The sequence below is a fragment of the Pseudoalteromonas arctica A 37-1-2 genome, assembly GCF_000238395.3.
GTDB classification, from domain to species: Bacteria; Pseudomonadota; Gammaproteobacteria; order Enterobacterales; family Alteromonadaceae; genus Pseudoalteromonas; species Pseudoalteromonas arctica.
The window spans coordinates 351,826-377,406 of sequence record NZ_CP011025.1; the positions used below are offsets into that span (position 1 = coordinate 351,826).

Genomic DNA, 25,581 nt, shown 5'->3' on the forward strand with positions numbered 1-25,581 from the left:
AGCGTTAATTTACTCGCTAGTTTGTTATAATACTCGCCAATTAAATCGTCAGAAAGTGCAGAGAACGCAATGGAATTTGAACAAGATAGCAATTTAACCCTTCCTTTATTTCTATTAGATGAATCATTAAGTAATAGAGATTTAGAGCAGCCTGATTTTGAAATATCAATTGGACTTGATGATGAGTTACTTGCTCAAATTTGCCAAAATCCAAGTGAAGATAGCAGTGTAGCTATTACCGTTAGCGGTTATGAGTTGCTTATAACTGATTCTCTGTATTTAAGTATATTAGAGCAAGAGCATGATGCGCAGATAACATTAACGCATGGGCCTCTTTTAAGTATTGTTTTGAATACTGAAGGTCAGAAAACATTCGTTTCTCCTCAAATGGATATGATGCCCACCTTCGATTTAGGTGACGAGGACGAATGAAAAAAATAATAATAAGTACATTTGTATTAATTATCCTTAGTGGTTGTGCTTACTTAGGTAATGCACATTACGATGATTTATTTGGCCCTGAACAAGCGCAAGAGCGTATCGTTCCGCATTCTACTCTTGCTGGAGCTGATTTTTTACAAAATGTAAAACCAGTACTCGATACCCGCTGCGTCGTTTGCCATGGTTGTTATGACGCACCTTGCCAGCTTAAGCTCTCATCCCCTGAAGGTATTGATCGAGGTTTGAGTAAAGAGCTCGTTTACGATGGAACTCGTTTATTGGCAACGACCCCAAGCCGTTTATTGTTTGATGCAACCAATACACAGCAATGGCGAGAAAAAAACTTTACGCCAGTGCTAAATGAGCGCGTACAAAGTGAAGAAGCAAACTTAGCGGGAAGTGTTTTATTTAATAGTTTAGTGTTAAAGCAAAGCTATGAATTACCAACTAATGAAGTGCTAGATGATGAATTTGATTTTTCATTAGGGCGTTCGCAAACCTGTGCAACAATGGGGGAGTTTGACCGATTAGCTGACGAGCAACCTCATGGCGGTATGCCTTATGGTTTACCTGGGGTTTCGCGCGAAGAGTTTAATCATTTACAGAACTGGCTTAAAAATGGCGGTAAAATGTCACATATTGAGCCACCGAGCAAGTTTGATCAAAATAAAATAAAGGGCTGGGAAGCATTTTTAAATCAAGATAGCTTAAAGTATCAGCTATCAGCACGTTACATTTATGAACATTGGTTTTTAGCGCATATTTATTTTACGTCAGAGAACCCACAAAACTTTTTTAAACTCGTTCGTTCAAGTACGCCTCCTGGCGAAAAAATAAAGCTAATTAATACGCGTCGTCCATACGATGACCCTAAAGTTAGCCGTGTTTATTATCGTTTTATGCAAGAGCGTACAACCATTCTTTCTAAAACGCATTTACCACTTGAGCTTAATGAAGCTAAATTACTGCGTTTGTACGAGCAGTTTATTGCGCCAGATTATACTGTCACGCAAATGCCGAGTTATGAGCCTAAGTCAGCATCTAACCCATTTAAAACTTTTGAAGTTATTCCTATTAATTCTAAATATCAATTTATGCTTGATGAAGCAGAGTTAATTATTATGGGCTTTATAAAAGGACCTGTTTGTCGTGGTCAGATTGCTTTAAATGTTATAAATGATCACTTTTGGGTGGCATTTGCTGATCCTGATAAGGTTGCGACTCCTGCTGTAGGGGAAATGCTAATGCAACATGAGGAAGCGCTAGAGCTTCCAGCTGCTGAGGAAAGTAATGCGTTACCTGTCTCTAGCTGGGTTAAATATTCAGTTCGTGAGAAAAAATATTTACAGGCAAAAATTGAGCTTGCTAACGAAATGTTCAAAGATGGCGAGCACCTTACAACTGACTTGCTTTGGAAAGGTGATGGGCATAATAAAAATGCTGCACTGACCATTTTCCGCCACTTTGATAGTGCGACCGTTGTTAAAGGCTTTATTGGTCAAGAGCCTAAAACCACGTGGATACTTGATTATGCGTTATTTGAACGTATTCACTATTTGCTTGTTGCTGGCTTTGATGTATACGGAAATATAGGCCATCAATTGGTTACACGGCTATACATGGATTTTTTACGTTTAGAGGGAGAGCAAAACTTTTTAGCTCTATTACCTGAGCACAAGCGTAATCAAATCAAAAAGCAGTGGTATCGTAATTCACCACCTGACTTATCTAAGTTCTTTAAAAGTAACCGAGAATTTAGCCAGCCCAGTGGTATTAACTATGAAACGGATGATCCACAGCATGAACTATATACCTTGATGAAAGAAGCCTTAGCACCAGTTTTAAGTGAAAAATACAACTACACTGAAGTGCCAAAGCCATTAAATGTAATAAGTAACATGCCAGCAAAAGCGGTTAACTTATTACCTCAGCTTTCTTTTATACTTGTAAAGCAAGAAGATAATAGCCATAAGGGCTACACTATTATTCATCATAATGCACATTACAATATATCTAGTTTATTAAACGAAGATGGCCAACGTGCTTATGATGAAGATACCGCGACTATTGTTCCTGGGTTTATCGGAGATTATCCAGCAGCTATTTGGTATTTAAATAACGAGCAGCAAGTAAATGCTTTTGCCGAGCAATTGCCTATGATGCAAATAGAAGCTGATTATGGTGCATTGAAATCTAAGTTTGGTATTCGACGTACTCATCCGCAGTTTTGGCAATACAGCGATATATTGCACGATACAGCTAAAAAATATCGTGGGATAGAATATGGAATGTTCGACTATAACCGTTTAGAAAATAGATAGTTAAATAGTTTTATTTTATTAGCCCAACTTTTTAGTTGGGCTTTTTTATTTAATAATCATTATTTAAGCTGCTTATTAGTTCTAAAAAATTGAGCTACACTTAAAACAAAAACAGGGCTTAGTATGTTTAAAGTTGTCGCGAATATCCGTACTCGTTACCGATGGGCATTAATAGCAATAGCACTATTAATAAGCACATCAGCATCACTTATGCAGTATTATTTTTCGGTGCAAAAATACGACGCCAAAATAATAAATATGGCTGGTAAGCAGAGAATGCTTTCTCAAAAAATAGCTTGGCATAGTAATGAGTTATTATTATCGGCAACAAATATTTCTGAGCATACTAAAGCGTTAAAGGCATCAGTCGTATCATTCAAAAAAACTCATAATTACTTACTTTCAAAAAATGCTAATGGAGAGTATCAGTACCTTACACCTAAGCTTATTAAGCTATATACGTTAGCTCCTCATAAACTAGATTCCCAAGTTGCAACATATATCCAGCAAGCGGAAAATTTGCTTTATCAACAAGGCCAAGTAGATAAGCGTATATTCTCTGTAACTGAGGTTGAAGAGCTATTAAAGCAACTAGATCATGCAGTGAATTTATTTGAAGAGCAAGCTGTCCAAAAATTAAACTGGGTATCTAACCTTGAATTATTATTTTGGCTTATGGCGATGTTTTTACTACTTGTAGAGTTAAGATTTGTATTTATGCCAATGGAAAAAGAAATAGGTAACGCATTGTCTAAATACCAAAAACAAAAAGAGTTCGCTCAACAAGTGAGTCAAAATAAAGAGCATTTTATTGCCAGAGCAAGTCACGAATTTAGAACTCCTTTACAGGGGCTTATTACGTCTATTGAGGAGTTAAAGGTTTCTGATACGCAGCAAAGCGTTAAAACCCAAGCTAATTACTGCGCACTTAGGTTAATAGCCATATTAGATGAACTGCAAGACTTGCAAGCTTTAAGTACAGGTAAATGGGTACCGCAATTTAAAAATGAAAGCCTTCTAGAGTCGTGTAATAAAGTACTAATGGCTTACGAGCATGCTTGTCAGCAAAAAGGCCTAAAACTAGTTAGTTGTTTAGATGAATCATTAAATTGTGTATGTAAATTGGATCATCAACGTTTGCAGCATACGCTTACAGAATTAATCAGTAACGCTATTAAGTTTACGACAGAAGGTGAAATTACTGTCTCTGCAAAGCTTTTTAATGATGAACTTTGTGTAACTGTAAGTGATACTGGTTGTGGTTTTTCGAAAGAGATTACTGATCTTGAATTTGACTCATTTAAACAAACAAACCATTTTCAAGGATTAAGAACAGGTCTCACTCGTGTTCAGTATGTTGTAAAGGCGTTGCACGGTGAAATTACCTTCAAAAATAATGAAGCCCATGGAGCGCTGGTATCTTTGCACTTACCAATAATTGCCAGTAAAGCTCTCCCAAACCCTCGTAAAATAAATGACAAACTAAAGTGTTTAGTCGTTGAAGATAACCCATTAAACACTATGTTATTAACCCGCATACTTAGCTTATTAGGTTTAAGCTATGATTGCGCAGAAAATGGTAAAGTCGCGTGTGATATGGTGAGTGAAAATCAGTACGATATTGTTTTTATGGACTTAAACATGCCAGTAATGGATGGGTTTGAGGCTATTAAAAAAATACGTTCCGATCTTAATAAAGTAATGCCAATTATTGTTATAACAGCAAATACCTCACAAAATGATATAGAGCGAGTTTATGAATACGGAGCTAACCTCCATATTCATAAGCCAATAAGCCAGCAAGCAATTAAAGACGCATTAAATAGTATTAGCGTTGTTAGTGAAATAAATTAATTTTGCAGATAACAAGCTTGCTAAGCTCTTTTAATATGCGTTAACTTGCTGTTTTAAGGTTTATTAGGAAAAGTTAGTGCAGTCAATTACGCTTGAGCAATTTAATGGTTACTTACAAGGGCAAGGCAAAAGTCGTTACGACATATGCAACCTAGATTGGCAAGTGAATCTAGGAGAACATTGGCTGCTTCTAGGTGCTAATGGAGCCGGTAAATCTGCACTGACAGCTGCGCTAGTTGGTGAAGCTAAGTGCGAAAGTGGTAAGCGTATAAGTAGTATTAATAAACTTATGCTCGTGTCTTCAGATTCGCATAAACAGTTACTGGCCCAAGAATTAGAGCACGAAAAGCATAGCCTCGTTCAAGACCTTATTTTTACAGAGCATAGTAATAATGGTGAGTTATTAGCGCAGCTAATAAAATTATTTAAATTTAGCTCATTACTAAATAGGCATTTTAGAGACCTTTCAACGGGTGAAACTCGTAAACTCCTACTTATTAAAGCACTCAGCTCCCATAGTGAATTAGTCGTGCTTGACGAGCCATTTGATGGACTCGACGTACAATCTTGCCAGCAACTTAATAAAATACTTATAGAGCTTAGCCACACGATTACTTTTGTTTTTGTGCTAAACCGCTTAGACGAAATCCCTTCATTCATTACTCACTATGGTTATGTAAACCAAGGCTGCTTGTTACATACTTTAGCAAAGCCAAGTAGTGAGCAATTAAGTGATTTACTAAAACTACTTCATTTAGAGCATACTTCATTGGATGTGCCATCTCCTGACGCCGAGCAAGAGCAAAAGACATTCACTGGTAATACCTTAGTTAAATTGAGTAATGCTAAAGTTAGTTATAGTGATGTAAGCATATTCAAAAATCTCAATTTGACTATAAAAAAGCATCAGCATTGGCAGCTTAGTGGAGCGAACGGTTCAGGCAAAACATGCTTATTAAATTTAATAACAGGTGATAACCCACAGTGTTATAACAATGACATTGAAGTGTTCGGTTTTAAACGTGGGACAGGGGAGAGTATTTGGGATATAAAACAGCATATTGGTTTTATATCTAACGCGCTACATATGGATTACCGCGTAAGTATATCGGCTTTAAATACTGTTATTTCAGGTTTTTACGACAGCATAGGTTTATATCAAAAACCGAGCGACGCACAAATTAATATTGCTCGACAGTGGCTGGCATTTATTGGTTTAAGTGACAAGCAAAACACCTCATTCACTCAGCTGTCGTACGGCGATCAACGTATGTTATTAATTGTGCGGGCTATGGTAAAACATCCAGCGTTACTTATTTTAGATGAACCTTGCTTGGGCTTAGATGAAGCAAACAGGCAACGTGTACTGCTACTAATAGAGAAAATTTGTGCTGCTAATACAAGTACTGTGATTTATGTAAATCATCATGCGGCAGACAAAATTAAAGGAATAGAGAATTACTTAAAAATGGAAGACTTTAATTAAAAACTCAGAGAAAGGTTGAGCGAAAAATCACTCAACCCATTTTCATTTTAAAGACGAGTAACGCTAAAGCCTTTATCTCGTAGTTGTTTAAGTAACCCGTGTTTTTCAGGTAAATGCAGAGCACCTACAGCAATAAATAGCTGCTCGTTTGCTAAACGCGGTGTGAGTTGTTTAACCCAATTATTATTGCGGTTAGTTAGCATTACTTGCTCGCTAATTTCACCGTAATTACTGTCATCAAAACTCATGTTGTAGTAATCGGTTAGTGTATCCATGTCACCGCTTTTCCATGCATTAACTAACTTGATAAAGTAAGTATTAATATCGGCTAGTTGCTCAAAGGTTTCTTCAATCATTTCATTGCTTAATAGCGCCATACCATCAAACATTTGTAGTTGTTGTTCTAGGGTTTCAAGCTCGCCAATTTTAATATTATGCTCTTTAGCATAACTAAGCACTTGCTTGTCTATGCCGGTTTTATCTGAATATCCTGCATTTTGAAATTCAATTTGCATCATAGTCACCATAACAGCCCAAGGCTTTAAGCCATTAAACATAGCAATATCAATCGACTTTTTAGCAAAGTAATCTTTTAGCTTGGTATAATTTTGCTTTGAAAGCTCAGTTTGTAATGTTTTACCGTCCCTTAGCATCATAAATGGCATTGAACGCTGCTGCATTTCAAGTGGAGTAAGTTTGCTTATATCAACTTCAACAATCACTTCTTTGCTTGCACTAATTGCATCGGTTACATTTTTAGGTAAGCCTTTCATGCTGGCATCACCAACGTGTACAGTGCCAAATAGGTATGAGCTGACGCCATTTTTTTCTATTTTATATAAGGCAGGAGCTGCATAGCTGTTAAAGCTAAATGTTATAAGTAACGCCACAATAAAAAAGTGGCTAATACGGGTAAGAGCATTCATGGTTTGTCCTTAAAATCTCGAAGGTTAGTAGTGTAAATACTAACCTAAATTTACTTCAGAGGTAACGTTAATATAAACGTTAACGTATTGTTTTCGGTATTACTGGCCGTAATAGTAAAGCCATTTAAGTTACATAAGCTCTGTACAATTGATAATCCTAAACCATGGCGCTGATTATTAGTTCTAGATGAATCTAGCTGATAGAGCGGGTCAAAAATAGCAGTGAGCTGTTCACTACTTAGTGGTTTATTTACTTTGTTACTAACAGAGATGCTCATGTTTGTGCTGTTATTTACGGCAGTTAATTTAATTGGTGCCTCAGGAAGTCCATAAAATAGTGCGTTATCGATTAAGTTACACAAAATGGTATTTAAACTAAATTCGTCAGCATTAAGTGTAAGTTCGTCACTTATCTCATTATTTAAACGCGTTTTAATAGTTGGGTGCTTAAAGGTCAGCTCATCAATAATTTGATTTACTAAGTTATTTAGAATGATATTTTGTGCATTCAATTGCATTGTACTGCTACTTGAGCGCTGCAACAGTAATAGGTTGCTAACAATTGTTTTCATGCGCTGTGAAATATTAAGTACATCACTGGTATAGGTGTCGCTAATACGTTTATCGTCAGGGTAGCGAATAGCCACTTCTGAAAGGCTTATGAGTTCAGCTATTGGGGTTTTAAGCTCATGTGCAATGTCGCTTGTTAGGCGCTTTTCATTACTATAGAGTTGCTGATTAACGGTAATAAACTTATTTAGCTCGTTACGTATAGGTTCTATTTCTTCTACTTTAAAGTCGCTTTCTATTGTTTGCGCAACACCGGTAATATCGAGTAACTTAATTTGATCGTTTAAATTGTGTAGCGGGTGTAGGCCTTTATTTACAATACGTGTCACTAAATAGCGCACACCAAACACACCAAGTACACAGGTTAAAATAAAGACCACATCAATAATAATCAGTACTTTATTAAGTTCGGCTGTCGGCGCTGCAATCGCAAGAGTCATGGTATTAAAAACAGCAGAGTGAGTGGGGTTTCTATCGTCTTTTTGGGCTACAAAGTGACTTATAAGTGCGCGGCCATCACGCCCGTTAGGAAGCTCGTAATCTATAATTTTAGATTCGTTTATCGGCATTTCTAAAAAAGGTAGGTTAGCATTTTCATAAAGCTCTAATGAGTCCGAGCGCTCAAACACATCACGGCCATGCCATAATTGGTAAAACTCCGTGGCATCGGCTGCTTCATACTCCGACATAAACTCACCAGCAAAATCAAATTCAACTACGTTGTTGTCATCTTCAACTAAGGTTTTTAAGTAGTTAGCTTTGTTAGTTAGAGACTGATTGAACTGATCTTCCACCCAAGTATCAACACTTAGATCAACGGTTAAAAATATGGTGAATAAAATAACAGAGATCACAGCGCTAATATTATTAACGAGTTTACGTTTTATTGAGTGATTTTTATTTTGTTGTTGCGACATAACCAAATCCACGTTTATTTTTTATCGGGAGCTCGCCATCAAACTGTCTTACTTTTTTACGTATGGTTGAGATGTGTGCTTCAAGCGCATTTTTAGAGAGCATATCAAACTGCCCTACCACCGCTTCACTTATAAGCTCAAGCCCCAATACTCGCTCTGGGGCGTTAAATAAGCATTCTATTATTTTGTATTCATTACGCGTGAGCTCAATAGCATGTTGCTTGTAGTGAAGAGTTTTAAGTGACAGATCTAATACGCAATCACCTACGGTAAGGGTATTTTGTTGGTTTTGCAGTGAACCGCGACGAAGTAATGCAAGGACACGAGCATGGAGTTCTTCAAACGAAAATGGCTTAGTTAAATAATCGTCAGCGCCTTTCATAAGGCCGCTAATTTTATCTTGAGGCTCACTTCGTGCCGATAAAATTAGCACACGGCTTTGGCTATTGCTGCTGCGAAGTGCTTGTAAAATACTCATGCCATCTACACTGGGTAGCATTAAATCAAGTACGAGTAAGTCATAGCTTCCACTAAGTGCCATGCTTAAACCTTCTGAACCATCACCAGTTTCATCTACGGTAAAACCAAGGTTGCTAAAACCAACTTGTAAGCTGCGCCTTAGTGCTTCGGAGTCTTCAATAACGAGGATTTTCATGTTTACTCGGTTTATAAAAATAGCCTTGTTACTTTAACAAGGCTTTATTATCAAGTCACTTGGTTAATGATACCAACCATTTGTGTAGGCTAGATTACCTAAGTTCGCGTGGGCTAGGGCTTTTTTAACTAGTTGCTCATCGTTTTCACATGGTACAAGCTGGTTATTGCTATACGTATAGGTGGTTGCTGGTTTTTGTGGTTGTAACACCACCACTTTATTATCGTGCATGTAGGCAAAGTTTTTGTCGTATTGCATCATTGCGCGTTGTTTGTTATTGCTAATTGGCTTTGATAAATCATGACCTATCATAGGGTGCTTACCACTTGCGCCAATCAAAGAAAGTAGAGTAACAGGAATATCGAGCTGACTGGCTAGTTGGCTATCTCGTTTATGGGTAATACCTTTACCAAAAATAACGGCCGGGATTTTAAAGTGATCAACCGGTACTAAACTCGAACCCGATACGCGTGAGTCGTGATCGGCAATAACTATAAATACAGTATCATCCCAGTAGCTCGATTTTTTAGCTTTTTCGATAAACGTGCCCAGCGCGTAATCGGCATACTTTGCAGCATTATTACGGGTTTGTTTTTGTTTATCGTACAGCGTTATTTTATCGTCAGGAAAGTCATACGGGCTATGATTAGAGCTTGAGAATATAAGGCTAAAAAAGGGTTTGTTTTGATTTTTAAGCTTAGTAAGTTCTATGTCGGCTTGGTCGTATAAGTCTTCGTCTGATGCGCCCCACGAGCCATTAAAATCTATTTTTTTAAAGTTATTTGTATCTACGATACTTTTAAAGCCATTGCCTAAAAAGAAGCTTCGCATGTTATCAAAGTGACTTTCGCCACCATAAATAAACTGCGTGTTGTAATTTTGCTTCGCTAAAAAATCAGCAATGGTAAAAAAGTCACGCTGTGATTTATCAAGCTTAACAACCGCACGCGAAGGCGTTGGTGTAAATCCTGTAATTACCGCCTCAATACCACGCACCGAGCGCGTGCCCGTAGCGTATAAATTATCAAACCCCCAGCCTTGTTTATAAAGGGCGTCTATATTAGGTGTAAGCGGTAAACCGCCGAGCGTGCCTACGTAACGAGCACCTAAACTTTCTTGTAAAATAATGACTAGGTTTTTTGGTTTACCTGTATTACTTGCGCCATGAAACGTTTTTGTAGGGGCGGTTACATCACTAAATGTGCCTTGCGTATTTTGCATGTTACTACGCACAATACCAAGCAACTCATCGGTAGGCATTTTGCCATAATAGTCTTGACTTGATTGCTCGTTAGAGAGTTGCTTAACTGCAAACGCGACGCTATAAAGTGAGTTAAGGGTTAAGTCGTTAAGTAAGTGATCAGTAGAGAAAGAGACCATAGCGGGGTTAAGGGGTCTGTGCCCTAATGAGTTACGCGCGCCCAAAATAGTTAAGCATACTAAAACAAGCGCTAAAATTGATTGGTTTAAGCCTGTTAGTGATGACGTACTTTGCCATTGATTGCTAAATACTTTACTTGCAAATTTACAGCTTAAAACAAGTGCTATAACAGCAATAAATACTTCTAACTTATAGCCTGAAAAAATCATTTTTGAGACTTCTTTAGGGTAAATTAAATATTCTATAAATAAGCGGTTAGGGCGCAAGTCGTACTCGTTTATAAACGTAGGCGTAATCACTTCAAAAAAAACGAGTAAAGCAGACATCCCCACTAAGTAAATTTTAATTAGGCCGCGTACTTTATTTTGCCAACCTACGCTTTGCATCAGTAAGGTAAGTAGTAATGCAGGCATAATAATGTAGCTTAGAGTGGCTATATCAACTCTTAAACCACCTATAAATATAGATAACCACGCATGCGATCCAAATACACGTTCGCCTTGCCATACACTTAAACCAAAGCGAGCAAGTGTTAACAAGCTAAGTGCCAAAACAGCAAATACAACAAAAATCCATACAGGGCCAAGTGCATTTTGTATTTTAGGTATTACTTTAAATATTAGCCTCGTTATTTTAGCTATAAAAGTTAGCTTTATGCCCATAACACAGCCCACCAAATAAGTGCGGCAATTAGCATAGCTATAAACACGCTTGCAGAGGCAATATCTTTAGCGAGCCCTGAAAGCTCATGGTATTCACTGCCAATTCTATCAACTACAACCTCAACTGCCGTATTTACCAGCTCAGCAAATAATACAAAAAGCAGGCTGGCGGCAAGCAGTAATTTATCCCTTAGTGCAATTTCTTGTAGCCACACAAACACACCGAGTAACGAAAACAGTGCTAGCTCTTGTTGAAACGCCGCTTCAAATCGACTCATCCATTTTAAGCCGTTAAAAGAATGGCTTAAGGTAAAAATAAGGCGCATTAAGCCTTGGCGTTTTATAACGGTTTTATTACTCATATTTTTATTTCGCTTGGTGTTGTTTGGCAGCTAGCAAGTAAATCGAGCGATGCCTGATACGTTTTGCTTTTAATGCCAATTAAATTTAAAAGGGTGTGAAAAATATTGTTGTGTGAGCGTGCAGCAGTGGTGTCTAAATTAGCTAAACAGGTATTGGTAATGCGCTGGTTATGCTCATCAGCCCACATATAAAGAGGAACGTGCGTTTGTGTGCTAGGTGCAAAGTTATACGGAAAACCATGCAGATAAGCACCGCCTTCGCCAAGTGATTCACCATGATCAGAGACATATAAAAACTGCTTATCTATGTTGTTTGGCAGCGCTTTTAATTGCTCAATTACCTGGGCGTTGACAAAGTCGCTGTACGCAATTGTGTTGTCGTAGGTATTAACTAATTCATCGAGTGAGCAGTTTTGAATGTCGCTTCTGTCGCACGTGGGCTTAAATTGCTTAAATTTTTCTGGGTAGCGTTTAAAGTAGGTTGGTCCGTGTGAGCCCATCATGTGGAGGACGATAACGGTATTAGCTTGGTTTAAATTAGCGAGTTTGCGCTTAAGTGGAGCAATAAGCACTTCATCAAAACAATATTTTCCATCGCAAAGCGCTGATGGGGTGGTTGGGATATCAATGTTAACAACACGGGTGCATACGTTTTTACAGCCGCTGTTGTTATCAACCCACAGTACGTCGCTGCCAGCTTGTTGTGCTAAATCAATCAGGTTTTGTTGGTTGTCAGCTGCTAATCGATCAAAGTTATCTTGTGTTTGCAGTGAAAACATACACGGCACAGACACTGCAGTAGCGGTGCCACAAGACGCCACATTATTAAAATACGTCACATTATACTTTTGTGTATAAGGATTGGTGTTACGCTTATAACCTTGATAAGCAAAGTTTTCTGCTCGTGCGGTTTCGCCAACAACCATAACGGTTACGCTGGTGGTGTTAGGCGCAATAAGAGTGGGTGTTGCATCTATATTTTTAAATTCCATATTGGTATACAGCAGCTGATCGCGCATGTATTTATAACCGCTAGAGAGATATTGAAACGGAATAATTTCTTTTTTCAAAATGCGGTTGTTGCGACCAGTGGCTGCGTAATCGGCGTAAAAGTTAGCGACCACTAAAGCAATTAGCGTTAAGCAGGCAATAATAAGTTTTATGCGGCTAATCGCTTCTTGATGAGGGCGAGTAAAGTGTATTTTTACTTTGCTTAATATAAAAACAGGTAGCGCACAAAACAACAGTAAAAAGGCTATGAGCTGCGGGTTTAAATAGCTCAGCGCTTCGCTTGAATCCGTTTCGAACGTGTTTTGAATCATTGAATAGTCAAACACGACACCGTAATTTAATGAGCCGTAAAGCACGGCGCTAGAAATTATCAGTAAAAGATAGTTAACTGGTTTTAATAACCATCTAACCGACACTATCGAAAAGAAAATAATTAAAAGGCATAACAAAAGCAGTGGCACTGAAAGTAAAAATAGCCATGAAAAAGATGCAAGAGAGGTTATGGCGCTAAACGAACCTTGAATAAAAGGAATGTTTATAACTAAACAGTAATAACAGGCAATCATCACTACAAAGGCATTTGCACTACAGTGAATGTAAAACCGTTTACTACGATTTGGCTTTTTTTGTGCTGGTGTTTGACTAATTACGTTCATATTTAGGCTCGTTTAAAATAACAACGCCATGCTATGCAACAACACTTAAGAGTCGCTTAAGGGAACCTACGCATTACCTGAAGGTGATAAATAATTTTATTTATAAAAATATTCTTAAAAATTAATCAAACCTTAAATAAGGGATATAAGAATAGTGAATTTCTGAGAATAAAATTAGAGCATAAAAAAACCACTACCAGCTTGTATAATGAATTTTAAAACCTGATAAATTGCCTTTTAGTCTTTTTGTTAGATTAACTTTGGTGTTGACTTAAAGGGCCTAGCGCGGTACTAATATAAAAAGAGAGCGAAGGAATAACCTTCGCGATAATTGAACAAAATTTGGTATTAATTACATGCTTACAAACGCACTTAACCTAGTCCTGATTATTATCGTGGTGATTATTCCCGCGAGGGCTTCGTAGTGCTTTAAAAACTTAAGCATTAAAAAAGCCCTCCGCACTTAACCGTTCGGAGGGCTTTTTAGTTTTAAGGGCAAAGTTTTTAGCGTAAAAATGTAATTGGGTTGTCACTGAGGAATGAGGGTTTATTAATGACAGGCGCAGAACTAACAATCGACTTATTGGCCAAACACGGCGTAAATGAAGTATTTGGCTACCCAGGCGGAGCTATTATGCCAATTTACGATGCGCTGTATGGCGCGCCAGTCAAACACTACCTTACTCGTCATGAGCAAGGTGCAGGGTTTGCAGCTGTTGGTTATGCTCGCAGCACGCGTAAATTAGGTGTGTGTTTTGCTACATCGGGCCCAGGTGCAACTAACTTAATAACTGCCCTTGCTGATGCGATGATGGACTCAGTACCATTATTGGCGATTACCGGCCAAGTGCCTACTGCAGCTATTGGTTCAGATGCGTTTCAAGAAATAGATGTACTAGGTATGTCGCTTTCGTGTACTAAGCACAGCTACATGGTAGAACGAGCGGAAGACTTAGCAGAGATATTACAAGAAGCTATTCATTTAGCGCAAAGCGGCCGACCAGGTCCTGTACTTGTCGATATCCCAAAAGATATTCAAATGGCGCAAGTACCTTTTAAGCCTTGGCTTGCAGCTGATGAATACTTACCTGAGTTAGATTTAAAGCAAGTTGCTATTGCTAATCAATTGTTGAGTGAGGCTAAACAGCCTGTAGCGTATGTAGGTGGTGGTGTACAAGCCGCTGATGCGCAAGACGAGCTAATGCAATTTTTAAATAAAACGCAGATGCCAGCTGTATCAACACTTAAAGCGTTGGGCAGTGTATTACCAGATTACGAACATTACTTAGGTATGTTGGGTATGCATGGTGGTCAAGCCGCTAATATTGCCGTGCAAGAATGTGATGTACTTGTGTGTATAGGTGCGCGCTTTGATGACCGCGTAACGGGTAACTTAGCTAAATTTGCAGCTAAAGCTAAAGTAATTCATTTGGATATTGATGCCGCTGAAGTAGGTAAGCGTAAACCAGCTAAAGCTTCATTAATTGCTGATTTAAAAACGTCGTTACCTGCACTTGAATGCTTTGTAACACCTAAAGCGTGGTGTGACACAAATAAAGAAATGAATATTAAACACGCGTGGCGTTACGATTACCCAGGTGAGAAGGTCTACGCACCGTACTTATTAAACCAACTGAGCCAACGCATGCCAAAAACTGGCGTTGTGTGTTGCGATGTAGGTCAGCATCAAATGTGGGTAGCACAACACATGAAGTTTACTCACCCGAGTAATCATTTAAGTAGTGGTGGCGCCGGCACAATGGGCTTTGGTTTACCGGCTGCTATTGGCGCACAAGTAGCACGCCCTGATGACTTTGTTATCACTGTATCGGGCGATGGCTCAATAATGATGAATATTCAAGAATTGGCCACGATTCGCCGTAATAATTTACCTGTAAAAATATTAATTTTAGATAACCAGCGCTTGGGTATGGTTCGCCAATGGCAGGAACTGTTTTTTGAAGGACGTTACTCTGAAACTAACCTTTCGGATAACCCAGACTTTGTGCAACTAGCTGCTGTATTTGGTATTCCAGGGCAAACAATTACCCACGCTAACCAAGTTGATGATGCTATTACAGCATTAGTTAACAGCAAAGGCCCGTACATAGTACATGCTTGTATTGATGATAAAGAAAATGTTTGGCCACTTGTACCACCTGGGGCTGCTAACGACGAAATGATGACGGAGAAAGCAAAATGAAACACAGCCTAACTATTGCATTAAAAAGCCAAAGTATAGCGGTAGAACGCTTTTTACGAGTGGTGCGTCATCGTGGTTTTAACCTAACGCATTTTCAGCTCAATATGGATGATGGCTTATACAACGTAGCCATGACGGTAGATAGTGATAAACCTATTCACCTATTAACCAGCCAGCTAAACAAGCTGGTGGATGTAAAAGAAGTCACTTTACAAAATTTACAGCACCAACAAGCTGTGTAATTACGAATTAAAAAATAATTTACGAGTAACTGAGTCACTCGGTTATTCACCAATTTTAGAATGAGGAATGCCCGCTTATATTGCGGCAAAAACTGAGGTAACTATGGCTAAATTAAGAAGTGCAACAACAACTGAAGGACGTAAACGTGCAGGCGCAAGAGCATTATGGCGCGCAACAGGTATGACAGACTCTGATTTTGGTAAACCGATTATTGCCGTAGTTAACTCGTTTACACAATTTGTACCAGGGCATGTACACCTTAATCAGCTTAGTGAGCTTATGGGTGAGACAATAACCCAAGCCGGTGGCGTTCCAAAAGAATTTAATACCATTGCTATTGATGATGGCATTGCGATGGGACACGGCGGTATGCTTTATTCGCTGCCTTCACGCGATTTAATTGCTGACTCGGTTGAATACATGGTAAATGGTCATTGCGCCGATGCGATGATCTGTATTTCAAACTGCGACAAAATCACTCCAGGGATGATGCTTGCAGCGCTACGTTTAAATATCCCGGTGATATTTGTATCGGGCGGTCCAATGGAGGCGGGTAAAACTAAACTTGCTAACATCGACATTAAACTTGATTTAGTTGATGCCATGGTTAAAGGCGCAGATGAATCGGTAAGTGATGCAGATTCAGAGCAAGTAGAGCGCTCTGCGTGTCCTACATGTGGTTCGTGTTCAGGCATGTTTACTGCAAACTCAATGAACTGTTTGTTAGAGGCAATAGGCTTAGCACTTCCGGGTAACGGTACCACGCTTGCCACTCATAAAGACCGTAAACAACTGTATGTTGAAGCAGGGGCTCGTATTGTTGATTTATGTCGTGAGTATTATCAAAAAGATAATCAAGATGTATTGCCACGCGCAATTGCCAATAAAACAGCCTTTATGAATGCAATGGTTGTTGATATTGCAATGGGCGGCTCGTCAAATACCGTATTACATTTACTCGCAGCAGCGCAAGAAGCTGGCGTTGATTTTGATATGTCGCATATTGATGCTTTATCTCGTAAAACACCGTTTTTATGTAAAGTTGCACCAGCAACACCAGAGTACCATATTGAAGATGTCCACCGTGCAGGTGGCATGATGGCTGTTGTACGCGAGCTTGGTAAAGCGGGCTTAGTTGACATGTCGGTTAATCATGTAGCTGGGTCAACAATGGCTGAGCTTGTTAAAAAATGGGATGCAACCGACCCAACTAACGAAGTTGCGCGCAAATTTTACCGTGCGGGTCCTGCGGGCATTCGAACTACTAAAGCAATGAGCCAAGAGTGTCGTTGGGATGAAGGCGATAATGACCGCGTGAATGGGTGTATTCGAAGCGTTGAACATGCTTTTCGCCAAGACGGTGGTTTAGCTGTGCTTTCGGGTAATCTAGCGGTTGATGGCTGTGTTGTAAAAAGTGCTGGCGTAGTTGATGAAATGCTACATTTTGAAGGCACCGCCATTGTATACGAATCACAAGATGATTCAGTAGAAGGGATTTTAAATAACGAAGTAAAAGCCGGCGATGTTGTTGTTATTCGTTACGAAGGCCCTAGAGGCGGCCCAGGTATGCAAGAAATGCTATACCCAACAAGCTACTTAAAATCGAAAGGCTTAGCTGAAAAATGCGCACTTATTACTGATGGTCGCTTTTCGGGTGGTACTTCGGGTTTATCAATTGGCCATGTATCGCCAGAAGCGGCGAGTGGTGGTGCAATCGCTTATGTTGAAAATGGCGACAAAATCATTATTGATATCGCAACACGTGAAATCACATTAGCGCTAAGCGATGAAGAACTTGAGGCACGTAAACAAAAGCAATTAGCACGCGGAAAAATGGCGTATAAGCCAGTTGATCGTGAGCGCTATGTCTCGTCTGCTTTAAAGGCTTATGCATTACTTGCAACAAGTGCTGATAAAGGCGCTGTGCGCGACTTAGCTAAATTGGAGGCGCTTAGTTAATTATGGTCTCTCAAGAGCTCGATTATTTTCGCGCTATTATTCAAGCAAACATGGAGCCTTTGGCTAAAGTTACTGAGGTTAGCGAAATGGCTGAACTCAGTAAAAAGCTAGGTAACCATGTTTGGTTAAAGCGTGAAGACCAACAGCCCGTGTATTCATTTAAGTTACGCGGTGCGTATAACAAATTAAATAAATTACCTAAAGGCTCTGTGGTTATTACTGCTTCTGCGGGTAATCATGCTCAAGGGGTTGCATTAAGTGCATCTCACCTCGGGCATCAAGCAACTATTGTAATGCCAGTAACAACGCCTGAAATAAAAGTCAGCGCAGTGCGCGCACTTGGCGGTGAAGTTGTATTACATGGCCATCATTTTGATGCAGCAAAAGCCTATGCGCTTGAGCTTACAGAGCAGCGTAACGGTATATTTGTCCCGCCATTTGACGATCCGGATGTCATTGTTGGTCAAGGCACTGTAGCACGCGAGTTAATGCAGCAATTAAACGAGCTTGATGCTGTGTTTATTCCTGTTGGCGGCGGCGGTTTACTTGCTGGTATGGCGGTTTACATTAAATCGTTGCGTCCAGATATAAAAGTAATTGGCGTAGAAGCCGACGAAAGTGCGTGTTTACAAGCAGCACTTGAAGCTGGTAAGCCAGTAGAGCTTGATCGCGTTGGTAGTTTTGCCGATGGCGTAGCGGTTAAAATTATTGGCACTGAAACATTTCGTTTAGCGCAAAAGTTTTGCGATGAAGTTGTAACCGTTACTAGCGATGAAATATGTGCAGCCATGCAGGATATTTTTGTATCTACGCGTGCAATTGCAGAGCCATCAGGTGCACTTGCAACGGCTGGGCTTAAAAAGTGGAGTCAGCAGTCGGGGTTAAAAGGACTACATTTAGCGGCTGTGCTTTCGGGTGCTAATTTAAACTTTGATCGCCTGCGTTATGTTGCAGAGCGGACTGCGCTGGGTGAAAAAAACGAAGCGCTATTAGCCGTTACTATTAAAGAAGAAAAAGGCAGTTTTAAACAGTTTTGTGCTTCTTTAGGTGGCCGTGCTATTACTGAATTTAACTACCGTTATGCAGGACCTGGTGAAGCACAAATATTTGTGGGCATTGCTCTGCGCCAAGGCGAGCAAGAGCTTAATGAGTTAAAGCAAGACTTAACTAATAACGATTATCAATTTTGCGATTTGTCGGATAACGAACTCGCTAAATTACATGTGCGTTATATGGTTGGCGGAAAAGCACCAGAGCAATTACATGAACGTTTATTGCGTTTTGAATTTCCTGAGTATCCGGGTGCGCTTGCACGCTTTTTAGATACTTTAGGCAGCAATTGGAACATTACCTTATTTCATTATCGTAATCACGGTGGTTCGATGGGGAATGTACTGGCAGGTTTTGCTATTGAGCCGAGTCAGTATGAAATGTTTAACGAGCATTTGAATCGCTTAGGTTACAGTGTACAAGATGAAACACAAAATCCGTGTTTCACCCAATTTTTAACATCAAAACCGCAAGCAGAAAAAGCCGAAAAACTCGCCTCAGTATAACCCTTCTTTAAAGGCAGGCACCTAACTAGGGTGCTTGCTTTATTACACGTTTTACATATAGTTACAGGTAATCGTCATACTTTTTGAGGACACCTATTTGCTATTTAAAGGATTAATCATTGGATTGTGCTTTTTTTGCAGCCATATCGCGGCACAAGAATCAGTCACATTACAGCTAAAATGGACACATCAGTTTCAGTTTGCTGGCTACTATATGGCAAAGCAAAAAGGCTTTTATAATGAAGCGGGCCTTGATGTAACTATTAAACAAGCTAATCCAATGAAACCTGATACCTTTGGTCCTGTGGCCAGTGGTGAAGCACAATTTGGTGTAGGGCATTCTGGTATTTTACAGCAACGTATTAATGGTCAGCCTTTTGTTGCAATGGCAGCCTTATTGCAGTTTTCACCTTATTGCTGGATGGTAAAAGACACGTCTGATATTTTTCACCCTCGTGACTTTGTTAATAAACGTATCACTGCTGTGAGCAAAAATGACGGCACCGAGCTACTTATTATGCTTAAACGCAGTGGCGTTGATGTAGATAAACTCAAAGTTTACAATGGCGAAAATTTTAATCAGGCTTGGATTGAAAACAAGCTAGATGCTATGCAAGTTTATGTTACTACAGAGCCTTATTATATGACTCAACAAGGCGTAGCTCATCGGCTTGTTTGCCCACAGCGTTATGGTATGGATGTATATAGCGACATTTTATTTACCAGCGAAAACATGCTTAAGCAAAATCCACAAACGGTCGAAAAATTCTACCAAGCGAGCCTAAAAGGTTGGCGCTATGCAATGATGAATATGGATGAAGCTATTGCAGTCACCCAGCAAAACTATGCACCGAGTAAGAGCTTTCATCAGCTCGCCTTTGAGGCTGAAGTACTAAAAAGTTATATAACCCCACCCACTACCAGTTTAGGGCATATGTCGATAGCAAAGTGGCGTTTAATTGCTGACTTATATGGCATACAGCAAAACGAATTTGACGAAGTGAAATCTCACTTTATTTATAAATACCAAGAGCCTGAAAAGATGCAATTATCATGGATGCTTATAGCAGCTATTTTGGTGAGTATTATTTCAATACCTTTGTATTTACGGCTGATTTTTAGCCAAAAATAACTGCTTAATGAGAGCTCACTGAGCTGATATAATTAATTGTCTTTTTATTTTTTAAGCTGTTATGACTTTAGCTGAGCAATTTTTTGCACTTGATTCACTTTTAATGCGCCATCGTCAGTATTGGCAGTGCACCGCATTTGATTTTGACACTATTCCTTGGCCAGAGCTGCAAGGCATACTTAACGAACTAACTGATGATCAGGTAACCGTTCTTGATAATGATCAAAATCAGCTATACCAATTTTTTAGCCAACACATAAACCAACTTGATGAACTTGCTAAGCTATGTGATTTACCTAGCTCTGCACACTCTCGATCTGATTATCCGTTTTGGATAAGTAACGGCATTAAAGGTCGTAAGTTTGATCAGTTACAAGATTTTGTATCTGCACTACCTAATACTAAGCAACCAGTTTTAGAGTGGTGTGCGGGTAAAGGACACTTAGGGCGAATGCTTGCTTTTAATGGCGCAAGTGATGTGCATAGTATTGAACTGCAACAAAGCTTATGCGAGCAAGGACAAAAAAGTGCACAGCAACAAGGCTTGGCAATGCACTTTAGCCAAGCAGATGTATTAAAAGAGGATATCACTCAATTTTTTAATGCTGATATGCATGCCGTAGCGCTACACGCATGTGGTGGTTTGCACCAAGCATTTATGCGCCAAGCAAGTTTAGCGAAAGTACAGCAAATTAGCTTTTCACCTTGTTGCTATCATTTATTTACGGCTAATGAGTACCGTGTAATGAGTGAGGTTGCAAACCAAAGTGAGCTTAACCTAACGCATCGCGATTTAAAGCTCGCATTACAAGAAACCGTTACAGCGCCTTCTCGTCTGGAAAAAGTACGTAAAACAGAACTAGAATGGCGACTTGGTTTTGACGCACTTAGAAAATCGATTACTGGCGAGCAATATTATGTAAGCGTACCTTCGGTTAACAAAGCTATATTCTCAGATTCGTTTAAATCATTTTGTGCATGGGCTGCAGATAAAAAGGCAATAAACCTACCTCAAGATACTGATTATAATAAATATTTAGATATTGGTGTTGCTCGAAAAAAAATAACTGACCGAGTTGAACTGGTTCGACATGTGTTCAGAAGAGCAATTGAAGTTTGGCTTGTGCTCGATCGTGCTTTATATTTGCAACAGCAAGGCTATCAAGTAAGCGTTAAAACGTTTTGTGAAAAGCAGTTAACGCCTCGTAATATTTTGATTCTTGCTAATATCCATTAAATTTCCGTCCTCGACTTAATAAGAGATGCAATGAGAAAGTTAAAAAATTTATTCGATAACAATAAACGTTGGGCTGCACGTACAAGCGAAGCAGATCCTGAGTTTTTTAAAATTTTATCTATGCAACAAAATCCAGAGTATTTATGGATTGGTTGTTCAGACTCTCGTGTACCTGCTAATCAAATAGTTGATTTATTACCAGGCGAATTATTTGTGCATCGTAACGTTGCAAACGTGGTTGTACACACTGACCATAACTGTTTGTCGGTTATGCAGTACGCTGTAGAGGTTTTAAAAGTAAAACATATCATGGTAGTAGGTCACTATGGCTGTGGTGGCGTACAAGCCGTTTTAAACAATGCAAAATTTGGCTTTATTGATAATTGGCTACGCCATGTAGGGGATGTAAAAGAAAAGCATCTTGAACAACTTGATGCAATGCCAGAAAGCGAACGTTTAAGCCGCCTTATTGAGCTAAATGTAATTGAGCAAGTGCGTAATGTATGCCGTACTAACATTGTGCAAGATGCGTGGGAGCGCGGCCAAGAGCTAAGCGTTCATGGTTGGGTTTATGGTTTAGAAAACGGCCATCTTCATGATTTAGAATCTGTAGTAACGTGCGCGAGTGAAGAAACGCAAAGCTACAAAAAAGCAGTGCAGCACGTACTTAATAAAGTGGGCGAAAATAAATAAATTTATGACTAAAACGGCGATATTAATAGGTGCTACAGGTTTGGTCGGTAATGAGTTGCTACATAAGCTACTTAAGAGCGATCGTTATACCAAAGTGGTTACGTTAAGTCGTCGGGCTTTGCCTATTACACACGCAAAGCTAGTTAATCACGTTATTGATTTTGAAAAATTAACTCAATACGTTGAGCTTTTTAAAGGTGACGTATTGTTTTCGTGTTTGGGCACAACCCTTAAACAGGCGGGCTCTACACAAGCTCAGCGTAAAGTAGATTTTGATTATCAGTTTATAGCGGCTCAGTTAGCGGCATGTAATGGTGTTACGCATTACTGCTTAGTGTCATCAAGCGGGGCGAACACGCACAGTAATAGTGCTTATTTGAAAATGAAGGGTGAGCTTGAGCAACATATTAAAGCACTCCCTTTTGATAAAATAAGTATTTTACAACCATCTTTATTATTAGGTGATCGTGAGCAATTTAGAGTGGCAGAAAAGATAGGCAGTATTATTTTTCCTGTTATTACGCGACTTCCGTTTTTAAAGCGTTACAAACCAATAACTGGCGAGCAAGTTGCGCAAAAAATGCTGAGTGTGAGTTTAGCGCAGCAGGCTAAGTTATTTTATTATGTGCTAGATGAGCTATTTGAATAAACTTAGTAAAACGCAAAAGGCAGCCTAAGCTGCCTTTTTTGTACACTAAATTAATACCAATTTTATTAAAAAAATGATCATTCTAGCGTATTAAATAACTCACTAACTACGTTAAAAATTATTTATATAGAACAACTATTTACCACAATTTTAGCCTTGTTATTGAGCTATTTTCTTATCGCTATAATAGAACACTAATTTAATGCAATTGGTATAATTATTCAGCGTCAGTTTTAGTGCTAAGTTGTTGCTCAAGCAATGCAACTTTAGCTTCAAGTTCGGTTAGTTTTTCGCGAGTACGAATAAGTACTTGGCTTTGCACATCAAATTCTTCACGGCTCACAAAATCCATCTCAGCAAGCTTGTTTTGTAAAACTTGCTTTGTTTTACCTTCGAGTGTCTCTGCTAGGTTTTTTACACCTTGTGGCATATTGCTAGTAATTTGCTTAGCAATTTCTTCAAGTTTTGCTGGGTTGATCATATTTGTCCCTTCGATGCGGCCTAAAATAATAATAACTAATATTACCTTATACCCACGGTATTTAACACATGATCATCTTTACCTTAATTAATTAAGGCAATTGCTATGCTCGCAGTAATGGTTACGTTAAAATTGCGCGTCTTTTAAATTTCTTTGGTCGTTATGAAACTCAATCCTAAACAAGATGAAGCCGTAAAATATATTAGTGGTCCATGCTTAGTACTCGCAGGCGCAGGCTCTGGTAAAACCCGTGTTATTACGAATAAAATCGCTTATTTAGTGAAAAAATGTGAGTACAAAGCGCGAAATATAGCCGCTGTTACTTTTACCAATAAAGCAGCCAAAGAAATGCGTGAACGAGTACTGCAAACGCTCGGAAAGCAAGACGCTAAAGGTTTATGGGTATCAACGTTTCATACACTCGGTTTAGAAATAATAAAAAAAGAGTTAAGCACATTAGGGTTTAAACCCGGCTTTTCGTTATTTGATGATCAAGATACCAATCAGCTTTTAAGTGAGCTCACCGAAGATGAGCTAAAAAAAGACAAGGACTTACTCAAACTACTTAAAATGGAAATTGGTAGTTGGAAAAACGAATTAGTACTGCCAGAGCAAGCAATACGCGAAGCGCGTGATGCGCAAAAGGCATTGTTTGCACAGCTGTATGCTCGTTATCAAAATCAACTGCGTGCTTATAACGCACTGGATTTTGATGATTTAATTATGATCCCTACTTTGTTACTTACTAATAACGCCACATCTCGTGAGCGCTGGCAGCAACGCTTTAAATACTTGCTGGTGGATGAGTATCAAGATACCAATACAAGCCAATATCAACTTGTTAAATTGCTAGTAGGCGAGCGTGCCCGTTTTACTGTGGTAGGTGATGACGATCAATCAATTTACTCATGGCGTGGTGCTCGCCCGCAAAACTTAGTGTTATTAGGTAAAGACTACCCAGGGCTTAGACTTATAAAGCTTGAACAAAACTATCGAAGTGCAGGGCGAATACTAAAAGCGGCTAACATTTTAATTGCGAATAACCCACATGACATAGAGAAAAAGTTATTTAGTGAACTAGGTTATGGTGAGCCGATTAAAGTAATAGGGTGCCGCGATGAAGAGCATGAATCTGAGCGTGTGGTTGCTGAAATAATTTCACATAAGTTTATGAAGCGTACCAGCTATAAAGATTACGCGATTTTATATCGTGGTAATCATCAAGCACGTGGCTTTGAAAAATCTTTAATGAGTAACCGTATTCCTTATAAAATTAGTGGCGGTATGTCGTTTTTCGCTCGCTCAGAAATTAAAGATATTATGGCGTATTTACGTTTGCTAGTTAATCAAGATGATGACAATGCATTTTTACGTATCGTAAATACACCACGACGCGAAATAGGCACGGTTACACTTGAAAAGCTTGGTACGCTTGCTAACGAAAAACACGTGAGCTTATTTGCTACCTGTTTTGATAACGATTTAGGCTACAGACTAAAAGGGCGTGGTTTTAATGCGCTTGCTGGGTTTGCACGCTGGGTTGTTGAGCTATCAGATAACGCAGTACGCGGTGATACGCTCGAAGCTGTTAAAGACTTAGTGCGTAATATTAATTACGAGGCATATTTGTACGAGTCGTCACCGAGTGCTAAAGCCGCTGAAATGCGTATGAAAAACGTATCTGAGTTGTATCGTTGGATCACCGATATGTTGACCGGTGATGCCGACAATGAACCAATGACATTAGCCGAGGTTGTTAGCAAGCTAACCCTTCGCGATATGCTTGAGCGTAACGAAGAAGAAGATGAAACCGATGCAGTGCACTTATCAACACTGCATGCATCTAAGGGCTTAGAGTACCCATACGTATTTATGGTAGGTATGGAGGAGGGCTTACTTCCGCATCAGGTAAGTATTGATGAAGATAACGTAGATGAAGAACGCCGCTTAGCTTATGTTGGTATTACTCGTGCGCAGCAGGAGTTAACACTTACTTATGCAAAAATACGTCGTCAATTTGGTGAAACCTCACAAACTGAGTTAAGCCGATTTGTACAAGAGTTACCGCAGGACGATCTCGCGTTTGAAAATAAAAAGGCGCCAAATACGCAAGCAGAGCGAATGGAAAAAGGCCAAGCAAGAGTCGCTAACCTTCGCGCCATGTTTAAAAAGCCTGAGTAATACCT

General features: G+C 39.3%; 20 protein-coding genes. 13 read left to right on the plus strand and 7 right to left on the minus strand.

All coding sequences use genetic code 11. The features are described 5' to 3' along the window. Positions 1-69 precede the first annotated feature (69 nt). The 4 genes from PARC_RS01590 (at position 70) to PARC_RS01605 (ending at position 6,102) form a co-directional block, all read left to right on the plus strand. The gene (locus tag PARC_RS01590) at positions 70-432 is read left to right on the plus strand and encodes a hypothetical protein (protein ID WP_010553841.1); all 363 of its coding nucleotides are present in this window, start codon (positions 70-72) and stop codon (positions 430-432) included. Beyond that, positions 429-2,762, plus strand: a complete 2,334-nt coding sequence (locus PARC_RS01595; RefSeq protein WP_010553840.1) for a fatty acid cis/trans isomerase — start codon at positions 429-431, stop codon at positions 2,760-2,762. The genes PARC_RS01590 and PARC_RS01595 overlap by 4 nt, the downstream gene beginning before the upstream one ends. A 123-nt stretch (positions 2,763-2,885) precedes the next feature. Beyond that, the gene (locus PARC_RS01600; RefSeq protein WP_010553839.1) at positions 2,886-4,616 is read left to right on the plus strand and encodes a response regulator; all 1,731 of its coding nucleotides are present in this window, start codon (positions 2,886-2,888) and stop codon (positions 4,614-4,616) included. Between the two features lie 76 nt (positions 4,617-4,692). Next, on the plus strand, positions 4,693-6,102 hold the full coding sequence (locus tag PARC_RS01605) for an ATP-binding cassette domain-containing protein (protein WP_010553838.1): 1,410 nt from the start codon (positions 4,693-4,695) through the stop codon (positions 6,100-6,102). A gap of 47 nt (positions 6,103-6,149) precedes the next feature. On the opposite strand, the gene PARC_RS01610 is transcribed toward PARC_RS01605, so the two are convergent. From PARC_RS01610 to PARC_RS01635, 6 genes are all read right to left on the minus strand, one after another. Beyond that, a complete protein-coding gene (locus tag PARC_RS01610) occupies positions 6,150-7,028 on the minus strand; it encodes a TraB/GumN family protein (protein WP_010553837.1) in 879 nt (292 codons plus the stop codon). 50 nt (positions 7,029-7,078) lie between these two features. After that, the gene (locus PARC_RS01615) at positions 7,079-8,515 is read right to left on the minus strand and encodes a sensor histidine kinase (protein WP_010553836.1); all 1,437 of its coding nucleotides are present in this window, start codon (positions 8,513-8,515) and stop codon (positions 7,079-7,081) included. Next, positions 8,496-9,170: a response regulator transcription factor gene (locus PARC_RS01620; RefSeq protein WP_010553835.1), complete on the minus strand. Its 675-nt coding sequence runs from the start codon at positions 9,168-9,170 to the stop codon at positions 8,496-8,498. The genes PARC_RS01615 and PARC_RS01620 overlap by 20 nt, the downstream gene beginning before the upstream one ends. Positions 9,171-9,233: 63 nt before the next feature. Further along, positions 9,234-11,213, minus strand: coding sequence for an LTA synthase family protein (locus PARC_RS01625; protein WP_010553834.1), 1,980 nt, complete (start codon positions 11,211-11,213; stop codon positions 9,234-9,236). Then, positions 11,204-11,575, minus strand: a complete 372-nt coding sequence (locus PARC_RS01630; RefSeq protein ID WP_010553833.1) for a diacylglycerol kinase — start codon at positions 11,573-11,575, stop codon at positions 11,204-11,206. The genes PARC_RS01625 and PARC_RS01630 overlap by 10 nt, the downstream gene beginning before the upstream one ends. Continuing rightward, positions 11,572-13,242, minus strand: a complete 1,671-nt coding sequence (locus PARC_RS01635; protein WP_010553832.1) for a phosphoethanolamine transferase — start codon at positions 13,240-13,242, stop codon at positions 11,572-11,574. Before PARC_RS01635 ends, PARC_RS01630 begins: the two co-directional genes overlap by 4 nt. Positions 13,243-13,795: 553 nt before the next feature. Here PARC_RS01635 and ilvG point away from each other — a divergent pair. The 8 genes from ilvG (at position 13,796) to PARC_RS01675 (ending at position 22,914) form a co-directional block, all read left to right on the plus strand. Then, entirely contained in the window at positions 13,796-15,445 is a 1,650-nt protein-coding gene (ilvG, locus tag PARC_RS01640) for an acetolactate synthase 2 catalytic subunit (protein WP_007582116.1), read from the plus strand. Continuing rightward, on the plus strand, positions 15,442-15,687 hold the full coding sequence (ilvM, locus tag PARC_RS01645; protein ID WP_010553831.1) for an acetolactate synthase 2 small subunit: 246 nt from the start codon (positions 15,442-15,444) through the stop codon (positions 15,685-15,687). The genes ilvG and ilvM overlap by 4 nt, the downstream gene beginning before the upstream one ends. Before the next feature lie 103 nt (positions 15,688-15,790). Continuing rightward, complete coding sequence (ilvD, locus tag PARC_RS01650; RefSeq protein ID WP_010553830.1) at positions 15,791-17,647, plus strand: dihydroxy-acid dehydratase; 1,857 nt, start codon at positions 15,791-15,793, stop codon at positions 17,645-17,647. A gap of 2 nt (positions 17,648-17,649) precedes the next feature. Next, positions 17,650-19,203, plus strand: a complete 1,554-nt coding sequence (gene ilvA, locus PARC_RS01655; RefSeq protein ID WP_007582109.1) for a threonine ammonia-lyase, biosynthetic — start codon at positions 17,650-17,652, stop codon at positions 19,201-19,203. Between the two features lie 97 nt (positions 19,204-19,300). Continuing rightward, positions 19,301-20,335 (plus strand): ABC transporter substrate-binding protein, encoded by a 1,035-nt coding sequence (locus tag PARC_RS01660; RefSeq protein ID WP_024594413.1) that lies wholly within the window; start codon positions 19,301-19,303, stop codon positions 20,333-20,335. 61 nt (positions 20,336-20,396) lie between these two features. Next, a complete protein-coding gene (locus PARC_RS01665) occupies positions 20,397-21,572 on the plus strand; it encodes a methyltransferase (RefSeq protein WP_010553828.1) in 1,176 nt (391 codons plus the stop codon). A 30-nt stretch (positions 21,573-21,602) separates the two neighbouring features. Then, a complete protein-coding gene (gene can / locus PARC_RS01670) occupies positions 21,603-22,265 on the plus strand; it encodes a carbonate dehydratase (protein ID WP_007582103.1) in 663 nt (220 codons plus the stop codon). A 4-nt stretch (positions 22,266-22,269) separates the two neighbouring features. After that, positions 22,270-22,914, plus strand: coding sequence for an NAD(P)H-binding protein (locus PARC_RS01675; protein ID WP_010553827.1), 645 nt, complete (start codon positions 22,270-22,272; stop codon positions 22,912-22,914). Positions 22,915-23,131: 217 nt separating this feature from the next. Here the strand turns inward: PARC_RS01675 and ubiK are convergent, their stop codons facing one another. Further along, the gene (ubiK, locus tag PARC_RS01680) at positions 23,132-23,395 is read right to left on the minus strand and encodes a ubiquinone biosynthesis accessory factor UbiK (protein ID WP_007582099.1); all 264 of its coding nucleotides are present in this window, start codon (positions 23,393-23,395) and stop codon (positions 23,132-23,134) included. Positions 23,396-23,557: 162 nt separating this feature from the next. Between ubiK and rep the strand changes: the two genes are divergently transcribed. Then, positions 23,558-25,576, plus strand: a complete 2,019-nt coding sequence (gene rep, locus PARC_RS01685; RefSeq protein ID WP_010553826.1) for a DNA helicase Rep — start codon at positions 23,558-23,560, stop codon at positions 25,574-25,576. Positions 25,577-25,581 lie beyond the last annotated feature (5 nt).

What these genes read in the sequence shown, in the direction of transcription:
- PARC_RS01590 (WP_010553841.1), top strand. Translation starts at nt 70, where the DNA reads ATGGAATTTGAACAAGATAGCAATTTAACCCTTCCTTTATTTCTATTA.
- PARC_RS01595 (WP_010553840.1), top strand. Translation starts at nt 429, where the DNA reads ATGAAAAAAATAATAATAAGTACATTTGTATTAATTATCCTTAGTGGT.
- PARC_RS01600 (WP_010553839.1), top strand. Translation starts at nt 2,886, where the DNA reads ATGTTTAAAGTTGTCGCGAATATCCGTACTCGTTACCGATGGGCATTA.
- PARC_RS01610 (WP_010553837.1), bottom strand. Translation starts at nt 7,028, where the DNA reads ATGAATGCTCTTACCCGTATTAGCCACTTTTTTATTGTGGCGTTACTT.
- PARC_RS01615 (WP_010553836.1), bottom strand. Translation starts at nt 8,515, where the DNA reads ATGTCGCAACAACAAAATAAAAATCACTCAATAAAACGTAAACTCGTT.
- PARC_RS01620 (WP_010553835.1), bottom strand. Translation starts at nt 9,170, where the DNA reads ATGAAAATCCTCGTTATTGAAGACTCCGAAGCACTAAGGCGCAGCTTA.
- PARC_RS01625 (WP_010553834.1), bottom strand. Translation starts at nt 11,213, where the DNA reads ATGGGCATAAAGCTAACTTTTATAGCTAAAATAACGAGGCTAATATTT.
- PARC_RS01630 (WP_010553833.1), bottom strand. Translation starts at nt 11,575, where the DNA reads ATGAGTAATAAAACCGTTATAAAACGCCAAGGCTTAATGCGCCTTATT.
- PARC_RS01635 (WP_010553832.1), bottom strand. Translation starts at nt 13,242, where the DNA reads ATGAACGTAATTAGTCAAACACCAGCACAAAAAAAGCCAAATCGTAGT.
- ilvG (WP_007582116.1), top strand. Translation starts at nt 13,796, where the DNA reads ATGACAGGCGCAGAACTAACAATCGACTTATTGGCCAAACACGGCGTA.
- ilvM (WP_010553831.1), top strand. Translation starts at nt 15,442, where the DNA reads ATGAAACACAGCCTAACTATTGCATTAAAAAGCCAAAGTATAGCGGTA.
- ilvD (WP_010553830.1), top strand. Translation starts at nt 15,791, where the DNA reads ATGGCTAAATTAAGAAGTGCAACAACAACTGAAGGACGTAAACGTGCA.
- ilvA (WP_007582109.1), top strand. Translation starts at nt 17,650, where the DNA reads ATGGTCTCTCAAGAGCTCGATTATTTTCGCGCTATTATTCAAGCAAAC.
- PARC_RS01665 (WP_010553828.1), top strand. Translation starts at nt 20,397, where the DNA reads ATGACTTTAGCTGAGCAATTTTTTGCACTTGATTCACTTTTAATGCGC.
- can (WP_007582103.1), top strand. Translation starts at nt 21,603, where the DNA reads ATGAGAAAGTTAAAAAATTTATTCGATAACAATAAACGTTGGGCTGCA.
- PARC_RS01675 (WP_010553827.1), top strand. Translation starts at nt 22,270, where the DNA reads ATGACTAAAACGGCGATATTAATAGGTGCTACAGGTTTGGTCGGTAAT.
- ubiK (WP_007582099.1), bottom strand. Translation starts at nt 23,395, where the DNA reads ATGATCAACCCAGCAAAACTTGAAGAAATTGCTAAGCAAATTACTAGC.
- rep (WP_010553826.1), top strand. Translation starts at nt 23,558, where the DNA reads ATGAAACTCAATCCTAAACAAGATGAAGCCGTAAAATATATTAGTGGT.